Source organism: Nocardiopsis aegyptia (assembly GCF_013410755.1).
GTDB lineage: Bacteria > Actinomycetota > Actinomycetes > Streptosporangiales > Streptosporangiaceae > Nocardiopsis > Nocardiopsis aegyptia.
Window position 1 is genome coordinate 4,463,156 of sequence record NZ_JACCFS010000001.1, and the last position, 24,367, is coordinate 4,487,522.

Annotated in this window: 25 protein-coding genes and 1 tRNA gene; 15 read left to right on the forward strand and 11 right to left on the reverse strand. The window is 72.7% G+C overall.

Translation table 11 applies throughout. From position 1 onward, the window contains the following. Nucleotides 1–36 precede the first annotated feature (36 nt). Nucleotides 37–1,338 carry a helix-turn-helix transcriptional regulator gene (locus tag HNR10_RS31330; protein WP_179825809.1) on the reverse strand — a complete coding sequence of 434 codons (1,302 nt, stop codon included), beginning with the start codon at nucleotides 1,336–1,338 and terminating at the stop codon, nucleotides 37–39. A gap of 220 nt (nucleotides 1,339–1,558) precedes the next feature. Between HNR10_RS31330 and HNR10_RS19945 the strand changes: the two genes are divergently transcribed. Together HNR10_RS19945 and HNR10_RS19950 are read left to right on the forward strand one after the other, a co-directional pair. Then, complete coding sequence (locus HNR10_RS19945) at nucleotides 1,559–2,152, forward strand: flavodoxin family protein (RefSeq protein ID WP_179825811.1); 594 nt, start codon at nucleotides 1,559–1,561, stop codon at nucleotides 2,150–2,152. Between the two features lie 230 nt (nucleotides 2,153–2,382). Next, nucleotides 2,383–2,826 (forward strand): DoxX family protein, encoded by a 444-nt coding sequence (locus HNR10_RS19950; protein WP_179825812.1) that lies wholly within the window; start codon nucleotides 2,383–2,385, stop codon nucleotides 2,824–2,826. 72 nt (nucleotides 2,827–2,898) lie between these two features. On the opposite strand, the gene HNR10_RS19955 is transcribed toward HNR10_RS19950, so the two are convergent. Both HNR10_RS19955 and HNR10_RS19960 read right to left on the reverse strand, forming a co-directional pair. Continuing rightward, nucleotides 2,899–3,456 carry an acetyl-CoA carboxylase biotin carboxyl carrier protein gene (locus HNR10_RS19955; protein WP_179825814.1) on the reverse strand — a complete coding sequence of 186 codons (558 nt, stop codon included), beginning with the start codon at nucleotides 3,454–3,456 and terminating at the stop codon, nucleotides 2,899–2,901. 74 nt (nucleotides 3,457–3,530) lie between these two features. Further along, a complete protein-coding gene (locus HNR10_RS19960; RefSeq protein WP_179825816.1) occupies nucleotides 3,531–4,313 on the reverse strand; it encodes an SDR family NAD(P)-dependent oxidoreductase in 783 nt (260 codons plus the stop codon). Nucleotides 4,314–4,485: 172 nt separating this feature from the next. On the opposite strand from HNR10_RS19960, the gene HNR10_RS19965 reads away from it, so the two are divergent. Then, nucleotides 4,486–4,920, forward strand: coding sequence for a nuclear transport factor 2 family protein (locus tag HNR10_RS19965; protein ID WP_179825818.1), 435 nt, complete (start codon nucleotides 4,486–4,488; stop codon nucleotides 4,918–4,920). Nucleotides 4,921–4,977: 57 nt separating this feature from the next. On the opposite strand, the gene HNR10_RS19970 is transcribed toward HNR10_RS19965, so the two are convergent. Further along, on the reverse strand, nucleotides 4,978–5,205 hold the full coding sequence (locus HNR10_RS19970; RefSeq protein ID WP_179825820.1) for a hypothetical protein: 228 nt from the start codon (nucleotides 5,203–5,205) through the stop codon (nucleotides 4,978–4,980). Here HNR10_RS19970 and HNR10_RS32190 point away from each other — a divergent pair. Then, nucleotides 5,171–5,431 carry a DUF397 domain-containing protein gene (locus HNR10_RS32190; protein WP_179825822.1) on the forward strand — a complete coding sequence of 87 codons (261 nt, stop codon included), beginning with the start codon at nucleotides 5,171–5,173 and terminating at the stop codon, nucleotides 5,429–5,431. The genes HNR10_RS19970 and HNR10_RS32190 overlap by 35 nt on opposite strands. 54 nt (nucleotides 5,432–5,485) lie before the next feature. On the opposite strand, the gene HNR10_RS19980 is transcribed toward HNR10_RS32190, so the two are convergent. From HNR10_RS19980 to HNR10_RS19990, 3 genes are read right to left on the reverse strand one after another with little or no spacing between them, the layout of a single operon-like run. Next, nucleotides 5,486–6,856, reverse strand: a complete 1,371-nt coding sequence (locus tag HNR10_RS19980; protein ID WP_179825824.1) for an acetyl-CoA carboxylase biotin carboxylase subunit — start codon at nucleotides 6,854–6,856, stop codon at nucleotides 5,486–5,488. Nucleotides 6,857–6,894: 38 nt separating this feature from the next. After that, complete coding sequence (accA, locus tag HNR10_RS19985) at nucleotides 6,895–8,637, reverse strand: acetyl-CoA carboxylase carboxyl transferase subunit alpha (protein WP_179825826.1); 1,743 nt, start codon at nucleotides 8,635–8,637, stop codon at nucleotides 6,895–6,897. A 46-nt stretch (nucleotides 8,638–8,683) separates the two neighbouring features. Beyond that, nucleotides 8,684–9,820 carry an acyl-CoA dehydrogenase family protein gene (locus tag HNR10_RS19990; RefSeq protein WP_179825828.1) on the reverse strand — a complete coding sequence of 379 codons (1,137 nt, stop codon included), beginning with the start codon at nucleotides 9,818–9,820 and terminating at the stop codon, nucleotides 8,684–8,686. A gap of 246 nt (nucleotides 9,821–10,066) precedes the next feature. Here HNR10_RS19990 and HNR10_RS19995 point away from each other — a divergent pair, with 246 nt between their 5' ends. From HNR10_RS19995 to HNR10_RS20010, 4 genes are all read left to right on the forward strand, one after another. Next, the gene (locus tag HNR10_RS19995) at nucleotides 10,067–10,795 is read left to right on the forward strand and encodes an intradiol ring-cleavage dioxygenase (protein WP_179825830.1); all 729 of its coding nucleotides are present in this window, start codon (nucleotides 10,067–10,069) and stop codon (nucleotides 10,793–10,795) included. Between the two features lie 144 nt (nucleotides 10,796–10,939). Next, nucleotides 10,940–12,067 (forward strand): DUF6081 family protein, encoded by a 1,128-nt coding sequence (locus HNR10_RS20000; protein ID WP_179825832.1) that lies wholly within the window; start codon nucleotides 10,940–10,942, stop codon nucleotides 12,065–12,067. Between the two features lie 69 nt (nucleotides 12,068–12,136). After that, nucleotides 12,137–12,553, forward strand: coding sequence for a lipocalin-like domain-containing protein (locus tag HNR10_RS20005; protein ID WP_179825834.1), 417 nt, complete (start codon nucleotides 12,137–12,139; stop codon nucleotides 12,551–12,553). A gap of 176 nt (nucleotides 12,554–12,729) precedes the next feature. Continuing rightward, a complete protein-coding gene (locus tag HNR10_RS20010) occupies nucleotides 12,730–13,677 on the forward strand; it encodes an alpha/beta hydrolase (protein ID WP_179825836.1) in 948 nt (315 codons plus the stop codon). 368 nt (nucleotides 13,678–14,045) lie between these two features. Here HNR10_RS20010 and HNR10_RS20015 read toward each other — a convergent pair whose 3' ends face one another. Then, complete coding sequence (locus HNR10_RS20015) at nucleotides 14,046–15,974, reverse strand: flavin-containing monooxygenase (RefSeq protein WP_179825838.1); 1,929 nt, start codon at nucleotides 15,972–15,974, stop codon at nucleotides 14,046–14,048. Between the two features lie 263 nt (nucleotides 15,975–16,237). On the opposite strand from HNR10_RS20015, the gene HNR10_RS20020 reads away from it, so the two are divergent. From HNR10_RS20020 to HNR10_RS20045, 6 genes are read left to right on the forward strand one after another with little or no spacing between them, the layout of a single operon-like run. Continuing rightward, entirely contained in the window at nucleotides 16,238–17,506 is a 1,269-nt protein-coding gene (locus tag HNR10_RS20020; protein WP_179825840.1) for a beta-ketoacyl-[acyl-carrier-protein] synthase family protein, read from the forward strand. Then, nucleotides 17,503–18,705 (forward strand): ketosynthase chain-length factor, encoded by a 1,203-nt coding sequence (locus HNR10_RS20025; protein ID WP_179825842.1) that lies wholly within the window; start codon nucleotides 17,503–17,505, stop codon nucleotides 18,703–18,705. Before HNR10_RS20020 ends, HNR10_RS20025 begins: the two co-directional genes overlap by 4 nt. 52 nt (nucleotides 18,706–18,757) lie before the next feature. Continuing rightward, nucleotides 18,758–19,006, forward strand: coding sequence for an acyl carrier protein (locus tag HNR10_RS20030; RefSeq protein WP_179829839.1), 249 nt, complete (start codon nucleotides 18,758–18,760; stop codon nucleotides 19,004–19,006). After that, nucleotides 19,003–19,944 (forward strand): aromatase/cyclase, encoded by a 942-nt coding sequence (locus tag HNR10_RS20035; protein WP_179825843.1) that lies wholly within the window; start codon nucleotides 19,003–19,005, stop codon nucleotides 19,942–19,944. The genes HNR10_RS20030 and HNR10_RS20035 overlap by 4 nt, the downstream gene beginning before the upstream one ends. Next, entirely contained in the window at nucleotides 19,941–20,873 is a 933-nt protein-coding gene (locus HNR10_RS20040) for an MBL fold metallo-hydrolase (protein ID WP_179825845.1), read from the forward strand. Before HNR10_RS20035 ends, HNR10_RS20040 begins: the two co-directional genes overlap by 4 nt. A gap of 27 nt (nucleotides 20,874–20,900) precedes the next feature. Next, on the forward strand, nucleotides 20,901–21,413 hold the full coding sequence (locus HNR10_RS20045; RefSeq protein ID WP_312889355.1) for a flavin reductase family protein: 513 nt from the start codon (nucleotides 20,901–20,903) through the stop codon (nucleotides 21,411–21,413). Nucleotides 21,414–21,497: 84 nt separating this feature from the next. On the opposite strand, the gene HNR10_RS20050 is transcribed toward HNR10_RS20045, so the two are convergent. From HNR10_RS20050 to HNR10_RS20060, 3 genes are all read right to left on the reverse strand, one after another. Then, nucleotides 21,498–21,704, reverse strand: a complete 207-nt coding sequence (locus HNR10_RS20050) for a calcium-binding protein (protein WP_179825847.1) — start codon at nucleotides 21,702–21,704, stop codon at nucleotides 21,498–21,500. Nucleotides 21,705–21,830: 126 nt separating this feature from the next. Further along, complete coding sequence (locus HNR10_RS20055; RefSeq protein ID WP_179825849.1) at nucleotides 21,831–22,271, reverse strand: hypothetical protein; 441 nt, start codon at nucleotides 22,269–22,271, stop codon at nucleotides 21,831–21,833. Nucleotides 22,272–22,709: 438 nt separating this feature from the next. After that, nucleotides 22,710–22,782, reverse strand: a tRNA-Arg gene (locus HNR10_RS20060). Between the two features lie 417 nt (nucleotides 22,783–23,199). Here HNR10_RS20060 and HNR10_RS20065 point away from each other — a divergent pair. Further along, entirely contained in the window at nucleotides 23,200–24,315 is a 1,116-nt protein-coding gene (locus HNR10_RS20065; protein WP_179825851.1) for a D-alanyl-D-alanine carboxypeptidase family protein, read from the forward strand. Nucleotides 24,316–24,367: the final 52 nt, after the last annotated feature.

Genomic DNA, 24,367 nt, shown 5'->3' on the forward strand with positions numbered 1-24,367 from the left:
ACGACTCCGTGAACTCCGGTTATGTTTTTCCGGTGGTCAGGAGGCGGTGTTCCTCGCCGTCGGAACGAGGCCGAAGCCCCGCGCGGCCGCGGCGGCCTCGCCGCGTGAGCTCACGCCGAGCTTGTCGAGGATGTTGGCGACGTGGTACTTGACCGTGTGCTCGCTGATGTGCAGGTGCTGGGCGATCTGGCGGTTGCGGCGGCCCAGCGTCAGCTGGTGCAGGACGTCGACCTCCCGCGGGTTGAGCGCCGTCAGCGGGTCGGCGTCGGCGCTGCGCGGCGGGCCGAAGGGGACCCGCGCGGTCAGTGTGCTCCCCCAGCCGGGCACCGAGTCCAGATCGAGGGACCCCTCGACGGTGCTCAGGCGCGCGGCCAGGCGGTGCACACCGAGCGCCTCGGGGGTGAGCGTTCCCGGCCCGTCATCGCGCAGGGAGACCAACAGGCATCCGTCCCCGACCTCCCAGGCGACCCGGATCCGGCTCACCCCGGGCTGTTCGAGGACGGTGAGCAGGGCGCTGCGGACGGTCGCCCGGGCGGCGTTGGCCACCTCGGCCGGCACCGGCAGCTCGGCCTGCTCGGGGGTGCTGAGCTCCAGGTCCACGTCGCTGTGGCGGGTGAACAGGATCAGCTTGTCGGCGAGCCGGTCGAAGGCCTCCCCGAGGGTCTCCTCGCGCTCGCTCAGTTCCAGCTCGCTCGCCGCCCGGAGTTCGACCAGGGCGTTGGCGGCGATGTCGGTGGCGGTGCGCCGCGCCAGGGCGTCGGGCAGGTCGCGCGAGCGCAGAGCGTTCAGCAGCGCGGTGAGGTGGGCGGCGTGGGCGTCGGAGAGCTCGGTGGCGATGCGTGTGCGCTCACCGGAGGCGACGCGGTGCTCCGACAGGAAGGCGGGCTCCACCTTGGCGTTGAGCCCGGCGATGTGCGCGGCGGTCAGCTCCCACAGCCGTTGCAGGACCATGCCCCGGGGGTCGGCCTCCGCCGGCGCCTCGTCGAGCACCAGGGCCAGAACCGACCCGGCCGAACGGCGGGGCCGCGCGGCGACCGCCACCGCGGGGTGCCGGGCACCGGCCAGGTCGACCTCGCCGAACCAGGGCTTGTTCAGCCCGACCGTCTCCGCCAGCCGCGTCATCTCGGCCATGGCGTCGGGCCCGCACAGGGCGGGATCACCGTGCGACCTCAGCGGCGAGGCGACGCAGTCGCCCGAGAGCATGAGCACCGCACGGTGCGGTAGGAGCTCGTCCGTGACGTCGGACAAGCGTGGAAGGGTCTGACTCAGGGGAGCCTCGAACACGGTCATGACCGAGGCCAGGGCGTGCTCCGGATCGGCCCACTCTTCCAGTGCCATAACACCCACCATAAGGCCGGCGGTCCGCCGTCGGCTGTCCCTCTTTCGGCTAGGTGTAACCGCTCGAAGTACCGGCTCGCCGGGACCGCGCGGTTGAGGATGCTGGACGCGGGTCCGCCTCCGCGCGCGCTGAGGCGGTGCGGGGTGGACCGGTCCGCACGGATCCCGCGGCGAGCACCGCGCCGGATCCCAGGCCCTCACGAAAGGGAGCTCACCACTCATGACCAGCACCTCGGTCTCGGTCGCCGTCGTCTACCACAGCGGGTTCGGGCACACGGCCAGGCTCGCCCAGTACGTCGAGGAGGGGGCCGCCGACGTCCCGGGCACCACCACGCACCTGATCTCCGTCGACGGGATGGAGGACTCCCACTGGGCGGCCCTCGACGCCGCCGACGCCATCGTCTTCGGGGCGCCCACCTACATGGGCAGCGCGAGCCCGGCCTTCCACACCTTCGCCTACGAGTCCGGCAAGCGCTGGGTGGAGCAGGCCTGGGAGGGCAAGATCGCCGCCGGGTTCACCAACTCCTCGTCCAAGAGCGGGGACAAGGTCCACACGCTGCACTACTTCACGCTGCTGGCCGCCCAGCACGGCATGCACTGGGTCGGTCTGGGCCTGATGCCCGGCTGGAACTACAGCCACAAGACGGAGGACGACCTCAACCGGCTGGGGGTCTGGCTGGGGGCCGCCGCGCAGTCCAACGGCGACGAGGGCGCGGACGCCATGAGCAAGTCCGACCTGGCGACCGGCGCCCACCTCGGCCGGCGCGTCGCCGACCACGCGCACCTGCTCGCCCGCGGGCGCCGCGGCGCCTGACCGGACCGTCTGACCGGCCCGACCGCCATCCGCTCGCCGACCGCCCGCCGGACCGCCGTGGTCCGGCGCGCGCGTCCCCGACCCGACCACCTCCACGCCCGGAACCCCGTCGACGCTCCCGCCACCCCCGGTGGCAGGACCTCGGCGGGGCCGACCGCGCCCAGCGGCGGTTCCGCACCGTCGCCGTTCCATCACGAGATCCACCCGACCCGCTCCGAAAGGGTAAGCACATGAACAAGGAACTCGCCCGCGACATCGGCATCCTCATCGGCCGCCTGGGCGTCGGCTTCGTCCTCCTCGCCTACGGCTGGCAGAAGCTGGCGGACTGGGGCGTGTCCGGTACCGCGGAGATCATGGCGGGCGGCGGCGTGCCGATGCCGATGGTCAGCGCCTACATCGCGACCTTCGTCGAGCTCGCCGCCGGCACCGCCTTCATCGTGGGCGCGGCCATGCCGCTGGCGGGCCTGGCCGCCGCGGGCACCATGGCCGGCGCCTTCCTCTTCGTCCACATGGGCTCGGGGGTCTACGTCGACCAGAACGGCTGGGGCTTCGTCCTCGTGATCGGCGTCAGCTGCCTGATGCTCGCCGCCACCGGGTCCGGCCGGTTCGGGATCGACCCGCTGGTGGCGAGCCGGTTCCGGGACCGGCGCAAGGCCCCGGCGCACAGCACCTGACCGCCCCGGACGGACCGGACGCACGGAGAGGGCCGCGGTACGGATCGTCCGTACCGCGGCCCGCCGCGGGTCTCAGCCCGCCGGATCGATGACGAACAGCGGTTCGTCGAACTCCACGGGGGCGGCGTCCTCCTTGAGCACGCGCACCACCCGCCCCGCGGTCTCCGTCCGCACCGGGATCATCAGCTTCATCACCTCCACGATCGCCACCTGCCGACCCTCGGCGACCGTGTCGCCCTCCTCGACGAAGGGCGGTTCACCCGGAGCGGGGGACAGGTACAGGACGCCGACCGCGGGGGAGGCCACCCGCACACCGGCGGGGACGTCGGCGGCCGTGGCGGGCGCGGCCTGGGTCGGCGGGGCGGGATCCCCGGCCGGGACCGCGGGCGCGGCGACCGCCGCCACCGGGGCGGCGCCGGACGTGGCCGCCGAGGGCCACTCGGCCTCGATGGTGACGCCGCCCGCGTGCACCCGCAGGGCGCTGGGCGGGTGCGGCGAGCCCGACAGCAGGTCCAGCATGGTGCCGCGCACCAGGTCGAGCGCCGCGCCCACCTCTCGTGGGTCCCCGTCGGTGCCCGGACCGCCCGCCGCGGCCCCGGCCGTGTCGTGCTCCGTTACGTCGAGTGTCATGCCGTTCCTCCCCTTGCCATTGGACGGTCCGGGGCCCGGCGGCCGCGGGCCACCGGGCCGTTCACGGACGCGCGTCAGTAGTTGCCGAGCCCGCCGCACACGTTCAGGGCCTGGGCGGTGACCGCTCCGGCGCCCTCGCCGATGAGGTACTCGACCATCGCGGCGACCTCGTAGGGCTCCACGTAGCGGCCGATCGGCACCCGGGCGCTGATCCGGGAGTGCACCTCGTCCTCGTCCACCTTCCAGATCCCCGCGTAGTGCTCGCGGACCCGCTCGGCCATGGGCGTCTCGACGAAGCCGGGGCACACGGCGTTGACGGTGATGCCCGTGGGGGCCAGCTCCAGGCCCAGGGCCTTGCTGAAGCCCACGACACCGTGCTTGGAGGCCGAGTAGGGGGCCGCGTGCACGACGCCCTGCTTGCCGCCGGTGGAGGCGATGTTGATGATCCGGCCCTGGCCGCGCTCCAGCATCCCCGCGTTGAGCACCGCCTTGGTCACCAGGAACACGCTGTTGAGGTTGGTGTTGATGACGTCGTACCAGAGGTCGTCGGCGATCTCGGCGGTGGCGCCGCCGCCGGGGCGCCCGGCGTTGTTCACCAGGACGTCCACCCGGCCGAAGCGCTCGGTGCACGCCCGCACCAGGTCGGCGACGTCCTCGGGCGAGGTCACGTCGCAGGCCCGGCCGTCCACGTCCAGGCCCTTGGCGCGCAGGTCGCCCACGACCTCGGCCACGGCCTCCTCCCGGCGGGAGCACAGGTAGACGCTCAGTCCCCGCTGGGCGAGGGTCGTGCAGATCTCCAGGCCGATGCCGCTGGTCGCTCCCGTGACGAGAGCCACCTGTCGGTTGGTGTCGGGCATTGTCACTCCGTTTCCGCGCCGCTGGCAGTGGTCACCCCCAGGGTCGCCGGGCGGGCTTGAGGCCCGGTCGAACGCGTCTGGAGGTCCACTCCGAGGGAGCGGGGTTCGAGCCGGTTTCGAGCCCCTCCGGGGAGGGTGGGGCGGCACGCACACCGCCTGAGAGGGGCATCGAATGACCTATCCGCACGCCGCCCTCTACGCCGAGGTCCAGCACTTCTACGCCCGCCAGATGAGCCTGCTCGACGCCGTCAAGCTGGAGGGCTACGCGGGCACGTTCACCGAGGACGCCGAGTTCGGGCACACCCCGGGCCGCGAGCCCGCCCGCACCCGCGCCGGGATCGTCCGCGACCTGGTCGCCTTCCACCGCAAGTTCGAGGACGACCCGCAGCAGCGCCGGCACATGTTCACCATGGTCGACATCGACCCCCAGGACGACGGCAGCGTCGTGTCCACCTGCTACGCCCTCATCACGACCACGCGGCCGGGGCAGGCGCCCGAGGTGGTGCGCACCTGCGTCGTGCACGACGTCCTGGTCCGCGGCGAGGACGGCGGCCTGCTCAACCGCTCCCGCCACGTGGACCACGACGGCCACGGCGCAGCCGCCTGATCCCGCGTCGGTACGGGCCACCCCCACAGGAGGAGCGGAGGGATGGCCCGTACCCGTTCAGACGACCGGCCGCAGGCGCTCCAGAGGAGAGCGCCATACCAGCGGTGGGGGATGCGGGTCGTGTTCCGGAGTGCGAACGACGCGGGCGGTGTCCCCGTCCTCGGCGGCATAGACGGCGTGGCGGTCGAGGGTAGGACCGAGATAGCGGATGCGGGTGTTGTGCGCACGTGCCCAGGACCGCAGACTCCTCATGTCGGGCAACTCGCGCACTTCGTGGACCGTCATCGCCAGGCCTCCCGGACGTCGTAGTCGACGGCGAGGTCGGGTTCGGCGCCGAGTCGGCGGATCGCCTGGGCCAGGGTCCAGCCAGCCGACCGGCGGCAACTGCCTCGAGGTCGCCGACCTGCCCTCCGGGGCGGCCGTGCGCGACTCCCAGAACCCGGCCGCCGGGCACCTGGAAGTCCCGTCCGCCGAGTGGTCGGCGCTTCTCGCCAGCGTCCGCTTCTCCTAGTACGCCCGGAGGGAGCCACCGCGGCGCGGCGGCTCCCTCCCGTGGTCGAGCGGGTCAGGCCGGCTCGCCGCCCTCCTCCCCGGCGTCGAGGATCTGGGCCACGAGCGCCGTCGAGTGCTCCGCCGCGCGGAACCGGTCGTCGGCCAGCACCCGGTCGAGGAACCCCCGCGTCGTGTGCACCCCGGGACCGGAGACCACGAATTCGTTCAGGGACCCGCGCATCCGCGCGATGGCCTGGTCGCGGTCGGGCGCCCACACGATGACTTTGGCCAGCAGCGAGTCGTAGTGCGGCGGGATCGAGTACCCCGTGCTCACGTGGGTGTCCACCCGCACGAACGGGCCGCCGGGCGGCACGAACTCCTCCACCCGGCCCGGCGCCGGGACGAAGTCCAGGTCCGGGTTCTCGGCGTTGACGCGGCACTCGATGGCCGCGCCGCGAAGCCGGACGTCCTCCTGCGCCAGCTCCAGCGGAGCCCCCGCGGCGATCCGGATCTGCTCGCGCACCAGGTCGACCCCCGTCGCGATCTCCGTCACCGGGTGCTCCACCTGGATCCGGCAGTTCACCTCCATGAAGTAGTACTCGCCCTCGGGGGAGACCAGGAACTCGAACGTGCCCGCGCCGACGTACCCGGCGGCCAGCGCGCCCTCCACGGCGGAGGCGCGGATCCGCTCGGCCAACCCCTCGGGGAGGTTGGGCGCCGGCGACTCCTCGATGAGCTTCTGGTGCCGCCGCTGCACACTGCAGTCGCGCTCGCCCAGGTGGATCGCGCCGCCCCGGCCGTCGCAGAGCACCTGCACCTCCACGTGCCGCGACCGCTCCAGGTAGCGCTCCACGTAGACGCGGCCGTCGCCGAAGAGGATCTGCGCCGTGGCCTGCGTGCGCCGGAACTCCTCGGCGAAGCGCTCCGGGCCGCGCACGACGGTCATCCCGCGCCCGCCGCCGCCGGCCGCCGCCTTGACGATCACCGGGAAGCCGATCTCGCGGGCCAGCTCCTCGGCCTCGGGGGCGTCGAGCGGGTCGATGCTGCCGGGCAGCAGGGGCAGGCCGGCCTTGGACATCAGCGCCCGCGCGGACGCCTTGTCGCCCAGCACCGCCATGACGTCGGCCGGGGGACCGACGAGGGTGATCCCCTCCTCCTCACAGGCCTCGGCGAAGTCCGGCGACTCCGACAGGAAGCCGTAGCCGGGGTGGATGGCGTCCGCCCCCGTCTGCGCCGCCGCCTGGAGGACGGCGGCCGGGTCCAGGTAGCTGCGCGCGGCGGGGGCGGGGCCGATCTGGACGGCCTCGTCGGCCAGGCGGCACACCATGGAGTCGCGGTCCGCCGTGGAGTGGACGGCCACCGAGGGCACCCCCAGCTCGCGGCAGGCGCGCGCCACCCGCACGGCGATCTCCCCGCGGTTGGCGATGAGGACCTTAGAGAACACCGGTACCTCCCGGCCGGGCCGTGGTCGCGGAGTCCATGTCAGCGCACCTCCTGGGGGAACGCGCTCAGCTCCGCCTCGACCGTGACGGCCGAGCCGAACTGGCGGAAGCGGGCCCGGCGGTCGGAGGTCAGCTCGGTGCGCGTCATCCGCTCCAACCGGTCCAGCTCGTGGACGAGGGCGTCGCGCAGCAGGTCGGCCGCGGCCACCGGCGCGGCGCCGGTGCCGCCCTCGGGCTCGGGCACCACGCCGTCCACCACGCCCATGCGCAGCAGGTCGCGCGAGTTCAGGCGGAGGGCCTCGGCGGCGCGCGGGGCGGCGACCGGGTCCTTCCACACGATCGAGGCGCAGCCCTCGGGGGTGATGACCGAGTAGACGCTGTCGGAGAACATCAGCACCTGGTTGGCGACCGCGATCCCCAGGGCGCCGCCGCTGCCGCCCTCGCCGATGACGAACGACACCACGGGCACGCGCAGCTGACCCATCAGCCGCAGGTTCTCCGCGATCGCCACCGACTGGCCCTGCTCCTCGGCGTCCGCGCCGGGGTAGGCGCCCGGGGTGTCGACCAGGGTGACGACCGGCAGGTTGAGCTTGTCGGCCAGCCGGAACAGCCGGGCGGCCTTGCGGTAGCCCGCCGGGGTGGCCATCCCGAAGTTGCGCTTGGTCAGCTCCGGCAGCGAGTGCCCCTTCTCCTGGCCGACCACCATGACCGGTCGGCCGCCGAGCCAGGCGGTGCCGCCGACGATGGCCGGGCAGTCACCGGAGACGCGGTCGCCGTGCAGTTCCTGGAAGTCCTGGAAGGCCAGCCCCACGTAGTCCATGGCGGTCGGCCGCTCCAGGGAGCGGGCCCGCCCCACCTGCGCCCACGGGTCGGGCTCGGGGAGGGCGTCGGCGTTGCGCACGGCCGGGTCGGCGGTGTCGCGGCGGGCGGCGGCCGACGAGGGCGTTCCGGCCCTCAGCAAGCGGCCCAGCTCGCGGCGCAGCCGCTGCCGGGGGACGACCATGTCCACGAAACCGCGCTCCAGCAGGAACTCCGCGGTCTGGAACTCCTTGGGCAGCTCCTGGCGGATGGTCTGCTCGATCACCCGCCGTCCGGCGAAGCCCAGCCGGGCCCCGGGCTCGGCCACGAGCACGTCGCTCAGGGTGGCGAAGGACGCGGCCACACCGCCGTAGGTGGGATCGCAGATCAGCGAGACGGTCAGGACCCCCGCCTCGTCCAGGCGGCCCAGGGCGGCGCTGGTCTTGGCCATCTGCATCAGGGACAGCGCGCCCTCCTGCATCCGGGCCCCGCCCGAGGCGGTGGCCAGGATCAGCGGCGTGCGCTCCTCGTAGGCGGTCTCCGCGGCACGGGTGATCAGCTCGCCGACCGCGGTGCCCAGGCTGCCGCCCAGGAAGCGGAAGTCCATGACGGCGAGCACGGCCGCCACGCCCTCGATCTCGGCGCGGGCGCACACGACCGCCTCGTCGAGCCCGGTCAGTTCCCGCGCCCGCTCCAGCCGTTCGGGGTAGGGGACCGTGTCGGTGAACCCGAGCGGGTCGCCGTCGGTGACGCGGAACCGCAGGGTCTCGTAGCGGCCGTCGTCGGCCAGTGACGCCAGCCGCTCGTGCGCGGTCATCGGGTGGTGGTGGTCGCACTCGGGGCACACGCCCAGGTTGCGCTCGAAACGACGGCCGTAGACGGGGCGCCGGCAGCCCCGGCACAGGACCCATCCCGTGGGCCGGGAGCGCCGCCCTTCCGGTCCCTCCGTCCGGGCCGGTCCGGCCTGGTCGATGGTCTTCGTCATGCTCGTTCCTCCTTCGTCGCGGGTCGTCGGTGGCGCGAACGGGGTCTCAGGCCTGGATGACCTGCGCGGACCAGGCGCTGGAGGCCGACTCGAACTTCAGGGCCATGTGCCCGGCCGCGGAGTTGACGTCGCGCCAGAAGCGCTGGACGGGGTTGCTCATGGTCTGGCCGGTGGTGCCCACACCGCGGAAGAGGCGGTTGGTGACGGTCACGAGCATCTCCGTGGCGAGCGCGCAGTCGCGCCAGCTGCGCATCGTCTCCTCCACGGTGATCCGCGGGCCGAGGTCGGCGAGCACGGAGGCGTTGCGGAGCAGCGCCGCGGCCGCGTCGATCTCGCCGGCCGAACGCGTCAGCGTGACGTCGTAGGTGGCCCGGTTGAACGTCGGCATGCCCGGGAGGGCCGGCGGGGCCGAGGCCGCCGCGCGGATCTTGCCCTCCGCGTAGCCGGTCCAGCTCTTGAGCGCGCCGCGGGCCGCGCCCAGCGCGGGGGCCGCGAACATCGTCGTGGTGGCCTGCATCGGGACGGTGTGGCAGACGGCCGTGGAGGCGGCCGGACGGCCGGCGAACAGGTCCGTGCGGCTCATCGACAGGGCGTCGGGCACGAACACGTCCGTCATGGTCACCGTGTTGCTGCCGGTGGCCGCCATGCCGACGTTGGCCCAGGTGTCCTCCGTGCGCAGGTCCGACCGCCGGACCGCGAGCATCTGCGGCGCGGGCTCGCCGTCCAGGGTGGCCTTGGCGCCCAGCAGCGCCCAGTCGCAGTGGTCGACGGCGCTGATGAACGGCCACGTCCCCGACAGCCGCCACCCGCCGTCCACCTTCTCCGCGGTACCGATGGGCGTCAGCGAGGCCACGATGAGCGGGTCGGGGCCCTCCGCCCACAGCTGCGCGCAGCCCTCCTCGGGCAGGTGGGCCGCCATCCGGGCGACGTGCGCGGTGAGGGAGGCGCACCACGCGGTGGAGGTGCACCCCTCGCCCACGACGGCGACGGCCTCGGTCAGCTCCTCGAAGGTGCCCTCGCGCCCGCCGTGGCGGACGGGGACGAAGTGCCGTGCGAATCCGGCGTCGAGCATCGTCTTGACGACGGCCGGGTCGAGTCGGCGCGCGCTCTCCATCTGGGTCGCGTACTGCGCGGCCAGGACGGAGACGTCCTCGGCCGCCGAAGCCAGTGTTTCGTCCGACATAGCAGTGACCTCCTTGGTCGACACGGTCGGTCCCGACGATGCGCCGGACCGGTCGAAGATGGCTCGACGGCCGCTCGGGCCCGTGCCCCGCGAGCGCCCCGACCGCGGTGTCCGACCGCTCCTTCGGCCGGGTGCCGTGGGCCGAACGAGCGGGGGCGCGGCCGCCCCGCCCGCGCGATGCTGGAGGCGGCCCGCCCCGCCCGGGCCGTGCCCGGAGCCGTGCACACGAGGAGAACGGACGCAGCCATGCCCGATCCGAACGACCACCAGGCCACCCGCCGCACCGTCCTGAGGATGGTGGGGACCGGAACGGCCGCCGCCGGCCTGAGCGCCTGCTCGCCCGGCGGGGAGTCCGCCCCGGACGCGTCGGGAGGGACGGGGGCGCCCGCGGCGCCGGACGCCGCCCCGGGCACGACGCCCACGTGCGTGCTCACCCCGGAGGGGACCGAGGGGCCCTACTACCTGGACCTGGACCTGGTCCGCGCCGACATCGCCGAGGGGCGGCCCGGCGTCCCGCTGCGCCTGCGCACCACGGTCGTGGACGCCGAGGCCTGCACGCCCATCCCCGACGCCGAGGTCGACATCTGGCACGCCGACGCGACCGGCGTGTACTCGGGGATGTCCTCCGAGGGCACCGAGGGGGAGCGGTTCCTGCGCGGCGTGCAGATCACCGACGAGGAGGGCGCGGTCGAGTTCGAGACCGTCTACCCCGGCTGGTACGACCGGCGCACCAACCACATCCACGTCAAGGTGCACGTCGACGGCGACGTCGTGCACACCGGCCAGCTCTACTTCGGCGACGACGTCAACGCCGCCGTGGCGGAGACCGACCCCTACGCGGGGCGCGGCGCGCAGGAGACCACCAACGACAGCGACATGTTCGCGTCGAGCATCGGGCCCGAGTCGACGCTCGACGTGACCGGATCGACCGAGGAGGGCTACGAGGCCGCCATCGTCCTCGGGATCCAGCCCTAGAACGCGCGCGGAACACGTGCCGGGAGGCGTTCGACCGGGCGTCGAGGGATCCTCCACCGGGGCACGGGACGGTGCCATCGGTCGGTACGGCCCGGGGCCGCGCCGACGACGAGTGCAGGCACCGACTCCGAAGAGAGGTCACTCATGCGACGAGGACGCCGACGCGCCCTGGCGGGCATCGCCACCGCCTCCAGCGCCTCCCTGCTCCTGGCCACGGGCGTGGTCCCGGCCGCCGCCGAGGAGGGCGCGACCGGATGGGACAGGGACAAGAACCCGCGCAGGCCGTACGTGATGGTCTGGGACGACTACAGCGAGGGATTCGACGCCGAGGGAGAGGACGCCAAGTGGTGGATGCTCCAGAACGGGCACTACGTCGGTGACGACGGCATCGTCTCGACCGAGTCCGGCGACCTGAACGTGGCCGCCAGCGGGACCAACCCCGAGACCGGCGAGCCCGCGTTCGTCAACACCATGGCCCAGGAGGAGGACAACGGCGGCATCCGCGGCGACCTCGACCACGTCAAGTGGCTCGCCTACGCCAACCACCAGGCCTCCACCGGCCACACCGGCTTCGACGCCGTTCCGGGCCGTGAGCTGTCCTGCCAGACCACGATGTCGGGCCAGATGTACGGCGTCGAGGACCACCCCTTCGGTCAGCGGGTGATCAACGCCCAGGACGACCTGCGCCTGGCCTCGGTCGGCCTCACGGTCCACGACGTCGAGACCGACATGCTGTTCGAGTTCCTCTTCACCAACGAGCAGGTCTACGTCTTCTACGAGCGCCTGGCCGCCTCCCGGCCCGAGCTCGGCTACTACGCCTCCTACCTCTACACGATCCCCGTCGCCGACCGTCGGCCGGAGGACGAGCACGAGTTCAGGGTCTCCTACGACCGCCGGGCCGGCGAGGTCGAGTGGTACCTGGACGACGAGCTGGTGTTCGACGTCGACGACATCGGCCCGCGCCTGGACGAGGAGTACGACGAGTACCTGATGCTCGACCACGGCGGCGTGGAGGAGTCCGTCGAGCCGCGCCAGCTGGCGTGCGGCGTCGGCTCGTTCACCATCGTGGACGGCGCGCAGCCCGGCACCGACGGCGAGGGCCTGGTCAAGCTCTCCACCTCGGAGAACCACTACTTCGACCCGGTCCTGGGTGAGCCCGAGCCGATGCGCTTCATGGACGAGGAGAGCCTGGAGAGCAACCGCATCTGGGGCCAGGGCGCCGAGTTCACCGCGTCCCCGCTCGTGGTGTCCAGCCTGCCCGCCCGCCGCTGACGCACCCACCGGGGCCGGCACCCCGCCGCGGGCGCCGGCCCCCGCCCCCGACGACACAGGAAGGACCGCATGACCGACGACGACCTGATCGGCGCGTGGCGGCTGCTCTCCTACCACGACATCGACGAGGGCACCGGCACCCTCGGCGAGGGCCCGCTCGGCCCCCACCCGCGCGGCATCCTCATCTACGACCCTTCCGGGCACATGACCGTCGGCATGATGCGCGGGACGCCGGACGCCGAGGCGCCCGCCGCCCGGCGCACAGCCCCGCTCACCACCTACATGGGGTACGCGGGCACCTGGAGCCTGGACGGCGCGACCGTCGTCCACAGCGTGGAGGTCAGTTCCCACCTCCACATGGTCGGCACCGAGCAGGTCCGCGACGCCGCCCTGGACGGGCGCCGGCTCACCCTGTACGGCACCGCGGTCATGGGCGAACGGCGACAGCGCCGCGTCCTGCTGTGGGAACGCGAGGACCAGTCCTGAACCCGTGGGCCTGAGCCCCCCGGCCGCCGGCGGGCACCCGACCCGTCGCGCCACCTCCACGAGACACCCCACCGCTCCGGGCCGGACGGTCCCGACCGGCCCGGAGCGGGATCCGCCACGGGCCCGGCCGCACCGCGACGGCCGGGCCGCCCGTTCCCTCCGAGGGGAGATCCCCGATGACCTACGCCTTCGATCCAGAACTCGCGCCCTGGGCGCCGCGACTGGCCCCCATCGACTACGGCGACCTCGCCACCGCGCGCCCCCGGCTGCGCGAGGTCATGCGGCGCCAGGCCATGTACCAGCCCCGCAACCCGGTCGAGACCGTCGACACCGAGGTCCCCGGCCCCGACGGGGCCCCGCCGGTCCCCGTGCGCCTCTACCGCCCCAGCGGCCACGACGAGGACCTGCCGGCGCTGCTCTACCCGCACTGGGGCGGATTCGTCACCGGAGACCTGGACACCTCGCACTCCTCGGCGACCCGCGTCGCGGACGAGGTCGGCGCGGTCGTCATCTCCGTCGACTACCGGCTGGCGCCGGAGCACCCCTACCCGGCCGCCCTGCACGACTGCTACGCCGTCCTGGAGTGGGCCGCGCACAAGGCCGCCGACCTGCGCATCGACCCCGACCGCCTGGGCGTGGGAGGGCTGAGCGCCGGCGGCGGACTGGCCACCGCGACCGCCCTGCTCGCCCGCGACCGCGGCGGCCCGCGCCCCTGCTTCCTGTTCCTGCTCTTCCCCGAACTGGACGACCGGCTGGAGACGGTCTCCGCGCGCGCCTTCACGGACACCCCGATGCTCGACCGCCCCAACCTGCTGCTGAGCTGGCGGCACTACCTGGGCGAGGGCATCGAGCGCGGCGGCGACGACGTCCCCGCACTGGCCTCGCCCGCCCGGGCACGCGACCTGTCCGGGCTCCCCCCGACCTTCGTCGGCGTGTGCGAGTTCGACCCGCTGCGCGACGAGGGCCTGGACTTCGCCCAGCGGCTCATCCAGGCGGGGGTCAAGACCGAACTGGCCCACTACCCGGGCACCTTCCACGCCTCCATCGGCATCGAGGCGGCCGTCTCCCAGCGCATGCTCGACGACCAGATGGACGTGCTGCGGCGAGGGCTCGTGTTTTCTTAGGGCCTCCGCCTGTGTTTTCTTGGGGCCTCCGCCTGTGCTTTTCTGGGGCCTCCGCTCGTTCCTCGCTTTGGCCCCGTGCTCGGGGCGCTGGGAGGCCAGTGTTCTTCGTCGTCGACTTGCCTTGCTCGCAAGCTCGCTGCGGCCCCGTCTCCTCCTGCAGAACACTGGCGCGCCCCTCGCGACACCCCCTGTGGCCCCCATGAGCGAACGGCCTACCTTTCACCCCCTGGGGTTGAGGTAGGCCGTTCCGTGCAGTTCCAACCCTCTGCACACCCCCATAGCTGAACGGCCTGCCTCTCACCCCCTGGGGTTGAGGTAGGCCGTTCCGTGCGGCTTCGACCCCCTGGCTCTGAAGGGCGCCAGCGGGTTCAGTACGTCTCGTACTCCTCCGGCTTCACGTGCCGGGTGCGCTGCCAGTACTCCAGGGCGGAGTACGGCCAGTTCGGCGCGGACCGGCCGCCCTCGCGGTACCAGGTGTCGGCCTTGGTCCAGCCCCACGCGCGGTTGGCGTTGCCCTCGTCCACCCAGGCGTTGTACGCGTCGTGGACGTCCTCGCGCACGTCCATGGCAGTCGCGCCGGTGGAGAGCAGGTGCCGGACGGCGTCGGTCAGGTAGGTCGCCGCGCACTCGGAGAAGTAGAAGATGCTCCCGCCCTGCCCGACCAGGTTCGTGTTCGGGCCGTACAGGCAGAACAGGTTGGGGAAGCCGGGCACGTTCGTCCCCAGGTAGGCGCGCGGCTGGCCGTCCCAGTGCTCGTGCAGGTCGCGGCCGTCGCGCCCGGTCACCGTCATCGGGGTGAGGAACCGGGAGGCCTGGAAGCCCGTCGCGTAGACGATCACGTCGACGTCGTGCTCGGTGCCGTCGGCGGTCACGATGCCGCGCGGGGTGATCTCGGTGATCGCGTCGGTGACCAGGGCCACGTCGTCGCGCTGGAGCGTGGCCAGCCACCGGCCGTTGTCGCGGAAGACCCGCTTGGAGCCCACGGGGTAGTCGGGGATCACGTGCCGGCGCAGCTCCGGCGCGTCGGTGAGCTGCGCCTCCATCGCCTCCGTGAGCGCCTTGCGGAGCTGGTCGTTGAGCGCGGAGACGGCCCGCTCGGTCGGCGGGTAGTCCGGGTCGACCACCCAGCCCTGGAGGATGCCGCCCTCCTGGAGCAGGCCGGGCGCGAAGAGCCAGAAGCGGTACCACTGCGCGTAGTACGGGACGTGCTCGAAGAGCCAGCGCATGCCCTCGGGCACCGGGTCGTGGTAGTGCGGCGTGGGCCGCAGCCACGGCGCCGAGCGCTGGAACACCAGCAGCTCACCGGTGGTGTCGGCGAGCTCCGGGACGATCTGGTAGGCGCTCGCGCCGGTGCCGACCACGGCCACCCGCCGCCCCTTGAGGTCCTGTCCGTGGTCCCACTCGGCGGAGTGGAAGGACGCCCCCGCGAACGTGTCCCGCCCGCGGACGTCGGGCAGCTTCGGCCGGTTGAGCTGCCCCACCGCGCTGACCACCAGCTGCGACTCGGTGGTGCGGTCGCCCTCCGGGGTGCCCAGCTCCAGGCGCCAGGCCCCCCGCTCCTCGTCCCAGACGGCGCCGCGGACCTCGGTGCCGAACCGGATGTGCTCGTAGAGGCCGTAGTGCTTCGCGAAGTCGCGGAAGTAGGCCAGCACCACGTCCTGCGTGCAGAAGTGGTCGGGCCAGTCGGAGCGGCTCGCGAAGGAGTAGTTGTACAGGTGGCTGGCCACGTCCACCCGGCAGCCGGGGTAGGTGTTCTCGAACCAGGTGCCGCCGACGTCGTCGTTCTTCTCGTAGACGGTGAACGGCACACCCGCCTGGGAGAGGCGGTGCGCGGCGAGCAGCCCGCTCATCCCGGCGCCGATGACGCTGACGTGGAAGTCGCGGTCGGGCGCGAGCTCGTCCTTGTGCCACGCCGGCGCCTTGGGGTCGGTGCCGTAGGGCGCGATCTCCTCCGCGACGAGCGGCACCAGGGCCTCGGTGTCCGGCCCCAGCGCCCACGAGGTGATCCTCCGCAGCAACCGGTCGTCCGGCGGCGGGGGCTGGGGCGCCCGCTCGTCGCGCAGCCGCGCGAGCGCCGCCAGGGCGGACGCGCGGGCCTCCTCCTGAGCCTGCTCCGACATGCCGCCCTGGGGGCGCAGCAGCCACCCGTTGCTCCGGGCGTCATCGCGCAGGAACGATGTGTCCCCGGTGAGATGCGCCACGGTCATCAGCAGGGCGGGGACCTCCGCGTCGCGCAGATGCGCGCGCAGCGTGTCGTCGTCGGCGTCGATGGGGCGAAGCGGCGGATTGAACGTCATAGCGGCACCTTCGTGTGAGGAGAGCGGCCGGATGCGGTCGGCCGTGCGATGGCCGTGCCCGGGGCCACGGTCGCGGCGACCGCTCGAAGCGCGCTTGAGCCGCGGTCGCCCCCACTCCGACCCCACTCCGGTTCGACCGCGGTTCGAGTCGCGGCTCCCACGCTGGTCGACATCGGGGGTCTCCCCGAGCGATCCGCGTGAGTGAGAGGTGGCGAACCGCCCATGACCTACACGAGAGTCCCGTCGGGCCGAGGAGGCCTCCGGTGAACCGCCGTGTGGTGGTGACCGGAATCGGGGTGCGAGCCCCGGGCGGCAAGGGCACCAAGGAGTTCTGGGACCTGCTCTCGTCCGGACGGACGGCGACGCGGCGCATCTCGTTCTTCGACCCCGCCCCCTACCGTTCCCAGGTGGCGGGCGAGGCCGAGTTCGACCCGGTCCTGGAGGGCCTGAGCGCCCGCGAGGAGCGCCGGATGGACCGGGCGGCCCAGTTCGCGGTCGTGTGCGCCCGCGAGGCCGTCGCGGACAGCGGACTGGACGTCGGCGCGCTCGACCCGACCCGGATCGGCGTCAGCCTCGGCAGCGCCGTCGCGGCGGCCACGAGCCTGGAGCGCGAGTACCTGGTGCTGTCCGACAGCGGGCGCCGCTGGCTCGTCGACCAGGAGTGGCTGTCCCCGCACATGTACGACTACCTCGTGCCGAGCGTGATGCCGGCCGAGGTCGCCTGGACCGTGGGAGCCGAGGGCCCCGTCGCCATGGTCTCCAACGGCTGCACGTCGGGCCTGGACTCGGTGGGGCACGCCGTCCAGCTGATCCGTGAGGGCAGCGCCGACGTCATGGTCACCGGCGCCTCGGACACGCCGATCACCCCGATCGTCGTCGCCTGCTTCGACGCCATCAAGGCCACGACGACCCGCAACGACGAGCCGGAGACCGCGTCCCGGCCCTTCGACGACTCCCGCAACGGGTTCGTCCTGGCCGAGGGCGCCGCGGTGTTCGTGCTGGAGGAGTACGAGAGCGCCCGCCGCCGCGGCGCGCACGTCTACGGCGAGATCGCCGGGTACGCCACGCGCTGCAACGCCTACCACATGACCGGCCTGAAGAAGGACGGCCGGGAGATGGCCGAGGCGATCCGCACGGCCCTGGACGAGTCCCGCACCGACGCGAGCAGCATCGACTACATCAACGCCCACGGCTCGGGCACCAAGCAGAATGACCGCCACGAGACCGCGGCCTTCAAGCGCAGCCTCGGCGACACCGCCTACGCCACCCCGGTCAGCTCCATCAAGTCGATGGTGGGGCACTCCCTGGGGGCGATCGGCTCGGTGGAGATCGCCGCGTCCCTGCTGGCGATGGAGCACAACGTCGTGCCGCCCACCGCCAACCTGCACCAGGCCGACCCCGAGTGCGATCTGGACTACGTGCCGGTGACCGCCCGCGAGCACCGCGTCGACACGGTCCTGACCGTGGGCAGCGGGTTCGGCGGATTCCAGAGCGCGATGGTTCTGCGCCGACCGACGGGAGGACGCGCGTGACGCGCACACTGGTGACCGGGATCGGCGTCGTGGCGCCCAACGGCCAGGGCCTGGACCCCTACTGGGAGGCGACCCTGGAAGGGCGTGGCGGCATCGGCCCGCTGACCCGCTTCGACACCACCGACTACCCCGCACGGCTCGCGGGCCAGGTCGACATCGACCCGGCGGAGCACCTGCCCAGCCGGCTGCTGCCGCAGACCGACGTCTCCACCCGGCTGGCCCTGATCGCCGCCGACTGGGCGCTGGCCGACGCCAAGGGCGGGACCGAACGGGTCGACTACGACATGGGCGTCGTGACCGCCAACGCCTCCGGCGGGTTCGAGTTCACCCACCGCGAGTTCAAGAAGCTGTGGACCCAGGGGTCCTCGGCGGTGAGCGTCTACGAGTCGTTCGCCTGGTTCTACGCGGTCAACACGGGACAGATCTCCATCCGGCACGGCATGCGCGGGCCCAGCAGCGCCCTCGTCGCCGAGCAGGCGGGCGGACTCGACGCGATCGGGCACGCCCGTCGCACCGTGGCCCGGGGTACGCCCCTCGTGGTCACCGGCGGCGTCGACTCCGCCTTCGACCCGTGGGGCTGGGTCTCGCACCTCTCCAGCGGGCGGGTGAGCACGGCGACCGACCCCGACCGCGCCTACCTGCCCTTCGACGCCCACGCCGACGGCTACGTCCCCGGCGAGGGCGGCGCGATCCTCGTGCTGGAGGACGCCGCGACCGAGGGAGCGGTCGACCGCGCCTACGGAGCGGTCGCCGGATACGCCTCCACCTTCGACCCGCCGCCCGGGTCGCCGCGCCCGCCGGGACTGGCCAGGGCCGCCGAGGCGGCGCTCGCCGACGCCGGGCTCGCGCCGCAGGACGTCGACGTGGTCTTCGCCGACGCGGCGGGCACCCCCGACCAGGACCGGGCCGAGGCCCAGGCCCTGCGGGAGGTCTTCGGCGAGCGGGGCGTGGCCGTCACCGCGCCCAAGTCACTGCACGGCCGGCTGCTGTCCGGCGGCGGACCCGTGGACGTGGCCACCGCCCTGATGTCCATCCGGGACGGCGTCGTCCCTCCGACCCACAAGACCTCCGAGGTCCCCGCCGAGTACGGGATCGACCTGGTCCGGGGCGCCGCCCGCGAGCAGCGGGTCGAGTGCGCGCTGGTCCTCGCCCGCGGCCGTTGGGGCTTCAACTCGGCCGTGGTCGTCACCTCGGCCTGACTCCGGACCGACCACCGCACCACCACCCACACCAGGAGCAGACGTGAACAGGATGACCATCGAAGACCTGACCCGCATCCTCGTCGAGTGCGCGGGCGCGGCCGACGGCGTCGAGGCCGGCACGGACCTCCACGACGTGGCGTTCGAGGAGCTCGGCTACGACTCCCTCGCCCTGATGGAGACGGCCGCGCGGACCAAGGACGAGTTCGGCGTGGACCTGCCCGACGACGTCGTCGCCGAACTCCACACCCCGCGCGCCTACCTGGAGACCGTCAACAAGAACATCGGTGAGACCGTATGACCGGCCCGACCGAGCACACGACCGTCCACACCCACATCGTGTCGGCGCCCGTGGAGGTCGCCTACGGGCTGATCGCGGACGTCGAGCGGTGGCCGGTGCTCTTCGAGCCCACCGTGCACGTGCGGATCCTGGAGCGGACGGAGGGCGCCGAGCGGTTCCGGATCTGGGCGCTCGTCAACGGCGAGGTCGCGAACTGGACCTCGCGGCGGACCCTGGACCCCAAGGCCGCGGTCATCACCTTCCGGCAGGAGCACAGCCGCCCGCCCCTGACATCGATGGGCGGCGAGTGGCGGTTCACGCCGCTGCCGGGCCACCGCACCGAGATCGCCCTGACCCACTCGTTCTCCGCCGAGGGCGACGAGGACGTCGAGTGGATCACGCGGGCGCTGGACACCAACAGCGAGCGCGAACTGGCCGCCCTGGGCCGGATGGCCGAGCAGCGCCACCCGGTGCAGGACCTGGTCATGACGTTCGAGGACGTGGTGCTCGCCGAGGGCGACACCGCGCCGGCCTACCGGTTCGTCGACCGGGCCGACGCCTGGCCCACCCTGCTCCCGCACGTGGCGCGGCTCGACCTGCAGGAGCCGGAGCCGGGCGTGCAGCACATGGAGATGGACACCCTCACCAGCGACGGGAGCACGCACACGACCAGGTCGGTGCGCCTGTGCTTCCCCGAGCGGGAGATCGTCTACAAGCAGGAGCTGCCGCCCCGGCTGCTGTTCGGGCACAGCGGCGCGTGGGAGTTCGGCGACGACGGGCTGATCACCGCGCGCCACACCGTGGCGATCGACCCCGGCGCCATCGCCGAGGTCCTGGGCGAGGGCGCGACCGTGGCCCAGGCCCGCGCGTACCTGCGCTCGGCCCTGGGCGCCAACAGCCGGACCACGCTCTCGCGCGCCGTGGCCGCGGTGGCCGACGCGGTGAGGAGGGCCTCATGACGCCGGTCTCGACCGCCCCCGTGCGGAACCGCCCCTACCTGCGGGAACTGGCCGAGGGGATCCACGCCTACATCCAGCCCCCGGGCGGGTGGTGCGTGAGCAACTCGGGGATCATCGCGGGTGAGGACGGCGCGATCGTCGTGGACTCGCTGGCCACGGAGCAGCGGACCCTGGCCCTGAAGGAGGCCGTGGACGCCCTGACCCCGAGTTCACGGCGCACCGTGGTCAACACCCACCACCACGGGGACCACGTCTTCGGCAACCACCTGTTCGGACCCGACACCACGGTCGTCGCCCATGAGCTGACGCGCGTGGAGATGGCGGAGACGGGGCTGGCGCTCACCAAGCTGTGGCCGGACGTGGACTGGGGCGACGTCCGTGTCACCCTGCCCGACGTCACGTTCGAGGAGCGGCTGACCCTGCGCGTCGGGGGACGCCGCGTGGAGCTCATCCACGTCGGCCCGGCGCACACCACCAGCGACGTCGTCGTGTGGATCGAGGAGGAGGGCGTGCTCTTCGCGGGCGACGTGCTCTTCTCCGGTTCGGCGCCGTTCGTGCTGATGGGGTCGGTGGCCGGCTCCCTGTCGGCGGTGGAGACACTGACCAGGCTGGAGCCGCGCACTATCGTTTGCGGCCACGGCGAGGTCACCGGCCCCCAGGTCCTGGAGGAGACCGGCGCCTACCTGTCGTGGATCGAGTGGATGGCGGCCGAGGGCACCGCGCGCGGGCTCTCGCCGCTGGAGATGGCCGAGGCCGCCGACACCGAGCGGTTCGACCACCTCCTGGAGCAGGAGCGGATCGTCGGCAATCTGCACCGGGCCTACGCCGAGCGCCTGCCCGGCGTCCTGGGACGCCCGCTCGACGTGGAGGCCGTCTTCGGGGAGATGGTCCAGTACAACGACGGGCGGTTGCCGACATGTCTGGCCTGAGCGCAGCCGGCGGGAGAGGAGGGGACCGTGGCCTCAGCTGAGCCCCGCGTGCGGCACCGCCCCGGTCCGGACCGCGAGGTCTTCCGCGACGCCATGGCCCGGTTCCCGGCCGGCGTCACCATCGTGACGACCCATGACGAGCAGGGCCGTCCGCACGGCTTCACGGCGAGTTCGTTCTGCTCGGTCTCCCTGGAGCCCGCGCTCGTCCTGGTCTGCCTGGCCCGGACCGCGAACTGCTTCCCCGTGTTCGCGAGCAACCCGCGATTCGCGATCAGCATCCTGCCCGAGTCCCGGGTCGACCTGGCCCTGCGCTTCGCGGGCAAGAGCGCCGACAAGTTCGCCGACGGCGGTTTCGTGCGGACCCCGTCGGGGTCGATGGTCGTCGAGGACGCCCTGGCGGTCGTGGAGTGCGTGGTCGACAGCCGCCACGACGCCGGCGACCACGTCATCCTCCTCGGCGAGGTGGAGCGGGTGTCGCTGGCCGGGACCGGCAGTCCGGCCGTCTACGTCGACCGGGGGTTCGCCCGTGTGACCGCGTGAGCGCGTGAACTCGCGGGGGCAGGGCAGGGGTCCCGACAGGTGAGGGGCGGCGGTGGGGTCCTCCCACCGCCGCCTCCGGCGTGCTCAGGGGTCGTGGGGCTGCGGGGGCGGAACGGGCCCCACGGAGAAGAACGGCTCCGGGGGCTTGCGCCGGGGACGCGGCCCGCCCCAGTGCTGTGGCCCGGGATGCGGCGTGCGTTGCAGCGCCCCGGCGATGGCCGAGGTGGAGGCGCCGCGCTGGCGCGGCTGGTCCTGCGACTGGCCGTCCCTGGGCTGGTCCGCGTGCGTCATGGATGGAATGGCCCCCCGATGGCGTTCGGCCGGTCCCGGGACCGGCGACGAGTCTTCCGGTCACCATGGTCGGGGTCCGGGGGCCGCGCTGTCATGACGACACGTCGGCCGGTCCGGGCCGGTGTGTCACGGGCGCGTGGTGTCGCGGAGGAAGGTGAGGTCGAAGTCCTTGCGCCAGGTGCGCCCCTGGTCGTCCGAGGCCTCCCAACGGCCCTTGATGGCGTCCTCACCCACCTCGGAGAGGAAGCGCTGGTGGAAGTCGGGGTCCTCGCGGCTCATCGTCCAGCCCGCCGCGTCGAAGGTCATCGCGAACCGCCGGGAGACCCCGCGCTCGTCGTGGTGGAGCGCCGTGTACTCACGACGGGCGTCGCTGTACCCGATCACGAGCTCGAACCCGGGGTGCCCGCCGAGTTCACAGGTCACGACGACGAACGCGTCGGCGAGCCACTCGAAGGTCGCCCGGCCGGCTACCTCGGTGCCCGCCGGTTCGAGGAACCAGGCGTCCGACAGGGTGAGCGTCCAGCTGCCGATGAGACCGTCCAGCCTGTCCAGGCTCGGGTTGCGCATGGTGACCTCCACAGTCGCGATTGACTCGAAGTATGGACCGCCGGGCCCCTGGAGACCCCTCGACGCGGCGGGAGGCGCGTACCGAAGCGAACCGGGTCTCAGAAGGTGTCAACAAGGACCGGCACCAGCACCAGGCTGCTCATCCCCCACACCAGGGCCGGCCACGGACGGGCCTTCAGCCGAGTGACGGCGGGATGAGGGGGCTCGTCGAGTGTGGAGATGGTCGGGGGCCGGACCGGCCCGGGAGCCGTCGGTCTGCTCGGGGGACAGGTACAGCGGAGTGCCGGTCGGGGGCCGCGTCGCGCGGTCGGCCGAATGGGTTCCGCGCTTCTAGACGAGGCGTAGAGACCAGCAGAGCCCCGTAGGTCGCAACCCGAGGTGCGGCCTACGGGGCTCTCGGCCTCGTCGCTCTGCGATGTCCTCGCAGGTCAACCTGTGCGGCCCCAGCAGGATTCGAACCTGCGACACCCGCTTTAGGAGAGCGGTGCTCTATCCCCTGAGCTATGGAGCCTCGCGGACGCGGGCCAGAGGTCGCCCATCGCCAGGCCAAGACTAACCCAGGATCCGGGTGGATGGGGAGCCGTTGCGTGTCCTCCGGGCGCTGCGCGGGGACGTTGGGGGCGGGGCGGAGTACGCTGGCCTACGATCGGTTGTCCTTGCGGCGGTGTGACGTTGTTCATAGTGTGTGTGGCTGTCAGGTCGCGCACGAATCGCGGGCACTCGCCGTGGGAGTCCGGGAATCGCAGTTGAGGCCGCTGTGACCTGGTCTGATATCAGGTGTCAGAGGGTACGTCCGTCCAGGGGCGCGAAATTATACCGATCAGTGACCCTCTGACGGTTCGGCTCCGTGTGACCGCATGTGGACATGTAGTACGTTGCGTTGCGGCCACGGGTAGGTGTTCGAGGAAAAGCAGCCGGAGGATCATTCGTGCCGTTCACTTCTGATTCGGCGCGGCGGGGGTCCCGCGTACCGGGTACTAGCGGGGTGCCGACCACGTTCGCGGCGTTTTCCCACGGGCGGGTGAGGGTCGGGCAGGCGCTGGCACTCGCCATCGCCACCACGCTGCTCGTCATCCCCCCGGTTCCGGGGGCGATGCCCTCGGCGTCGGCCCAGGACCTGGAGGAGCTGCGCGAGCAGGCGGAGGCCGCCGCGGAGGAACTGGAACAGGCGACCGAGGAGCAGGCGGAGCGCGCGGAGGCCCTGGAGGACGCCCAGGAGGAGCTGGTGGGGACCATCCACGAGCTCCAGCAGACCGAGGCCGAGCTCAGCGAGATGCGCGAGCCGCTCGCCCGTTTGGCCAGCACGCTCTACCAGCAGCCCAGCGGGGGAGTACTGGCGGTCCTGGCCTCCGGCTCACTCGACGAGGACCTGCAGACGCAGTCCTACGCGGCCAAGATCTCCGAGGACAACCAGGCCCTGATCCAGGACGCCACAGACCTGCGCGAGGAGCAGGTCGATCTCACCAGCGAGGCGCAGCAACTGCAGACCACCACCCAGTTGGAACAGGCCGAGCTGGCCGCCGACGTGGAGGAGCTGCGGGCGGAGTCGGAGGCCCGCACCGAGGAGCTGGTCAGCGAGTTGGACGCCCGGGGCCTGGACCTGGAGACCTACATGGCGGCCGGCAACTGCGACGCCGACGCCGCCTCCAACGCCAACGGCTACCCCAACGGCCTGTTGCCGCAGGACGCCCTGTGCGAGCTCTACGACGACAAGTTCCTGCGCGCCGACGCCGCGGTCGACTTCCTCATGCTCAACCAGAAGTACGTCGAGGAGTACGGCGAGAACATCTGTATCACCAGCGCCTACCGCGACCTGCCCAACCAGCAGCGCGTGTACGGTGAGGTCGCTCCCGGGTTCGCCGCCGTCCCCGGGACGAGCAACCACGGCCTGGGCCAGGCGATCGACCTCGGCTGCGGCATCCAGAACTTCCGGTCCGAACGCTGGAACTGGATGGAGGCCAACGGCGGGGAGTACGGCTGGCACCACCCGGCCTGGGCCAAGTCCAGCCCGTTCGAGCCGTGGCACTGGGAGTACAGCGGCTGACGACGCCGACGGCGACGGCGAAGCACGGGGGCGGTCCGTACGGGGCCGCCCC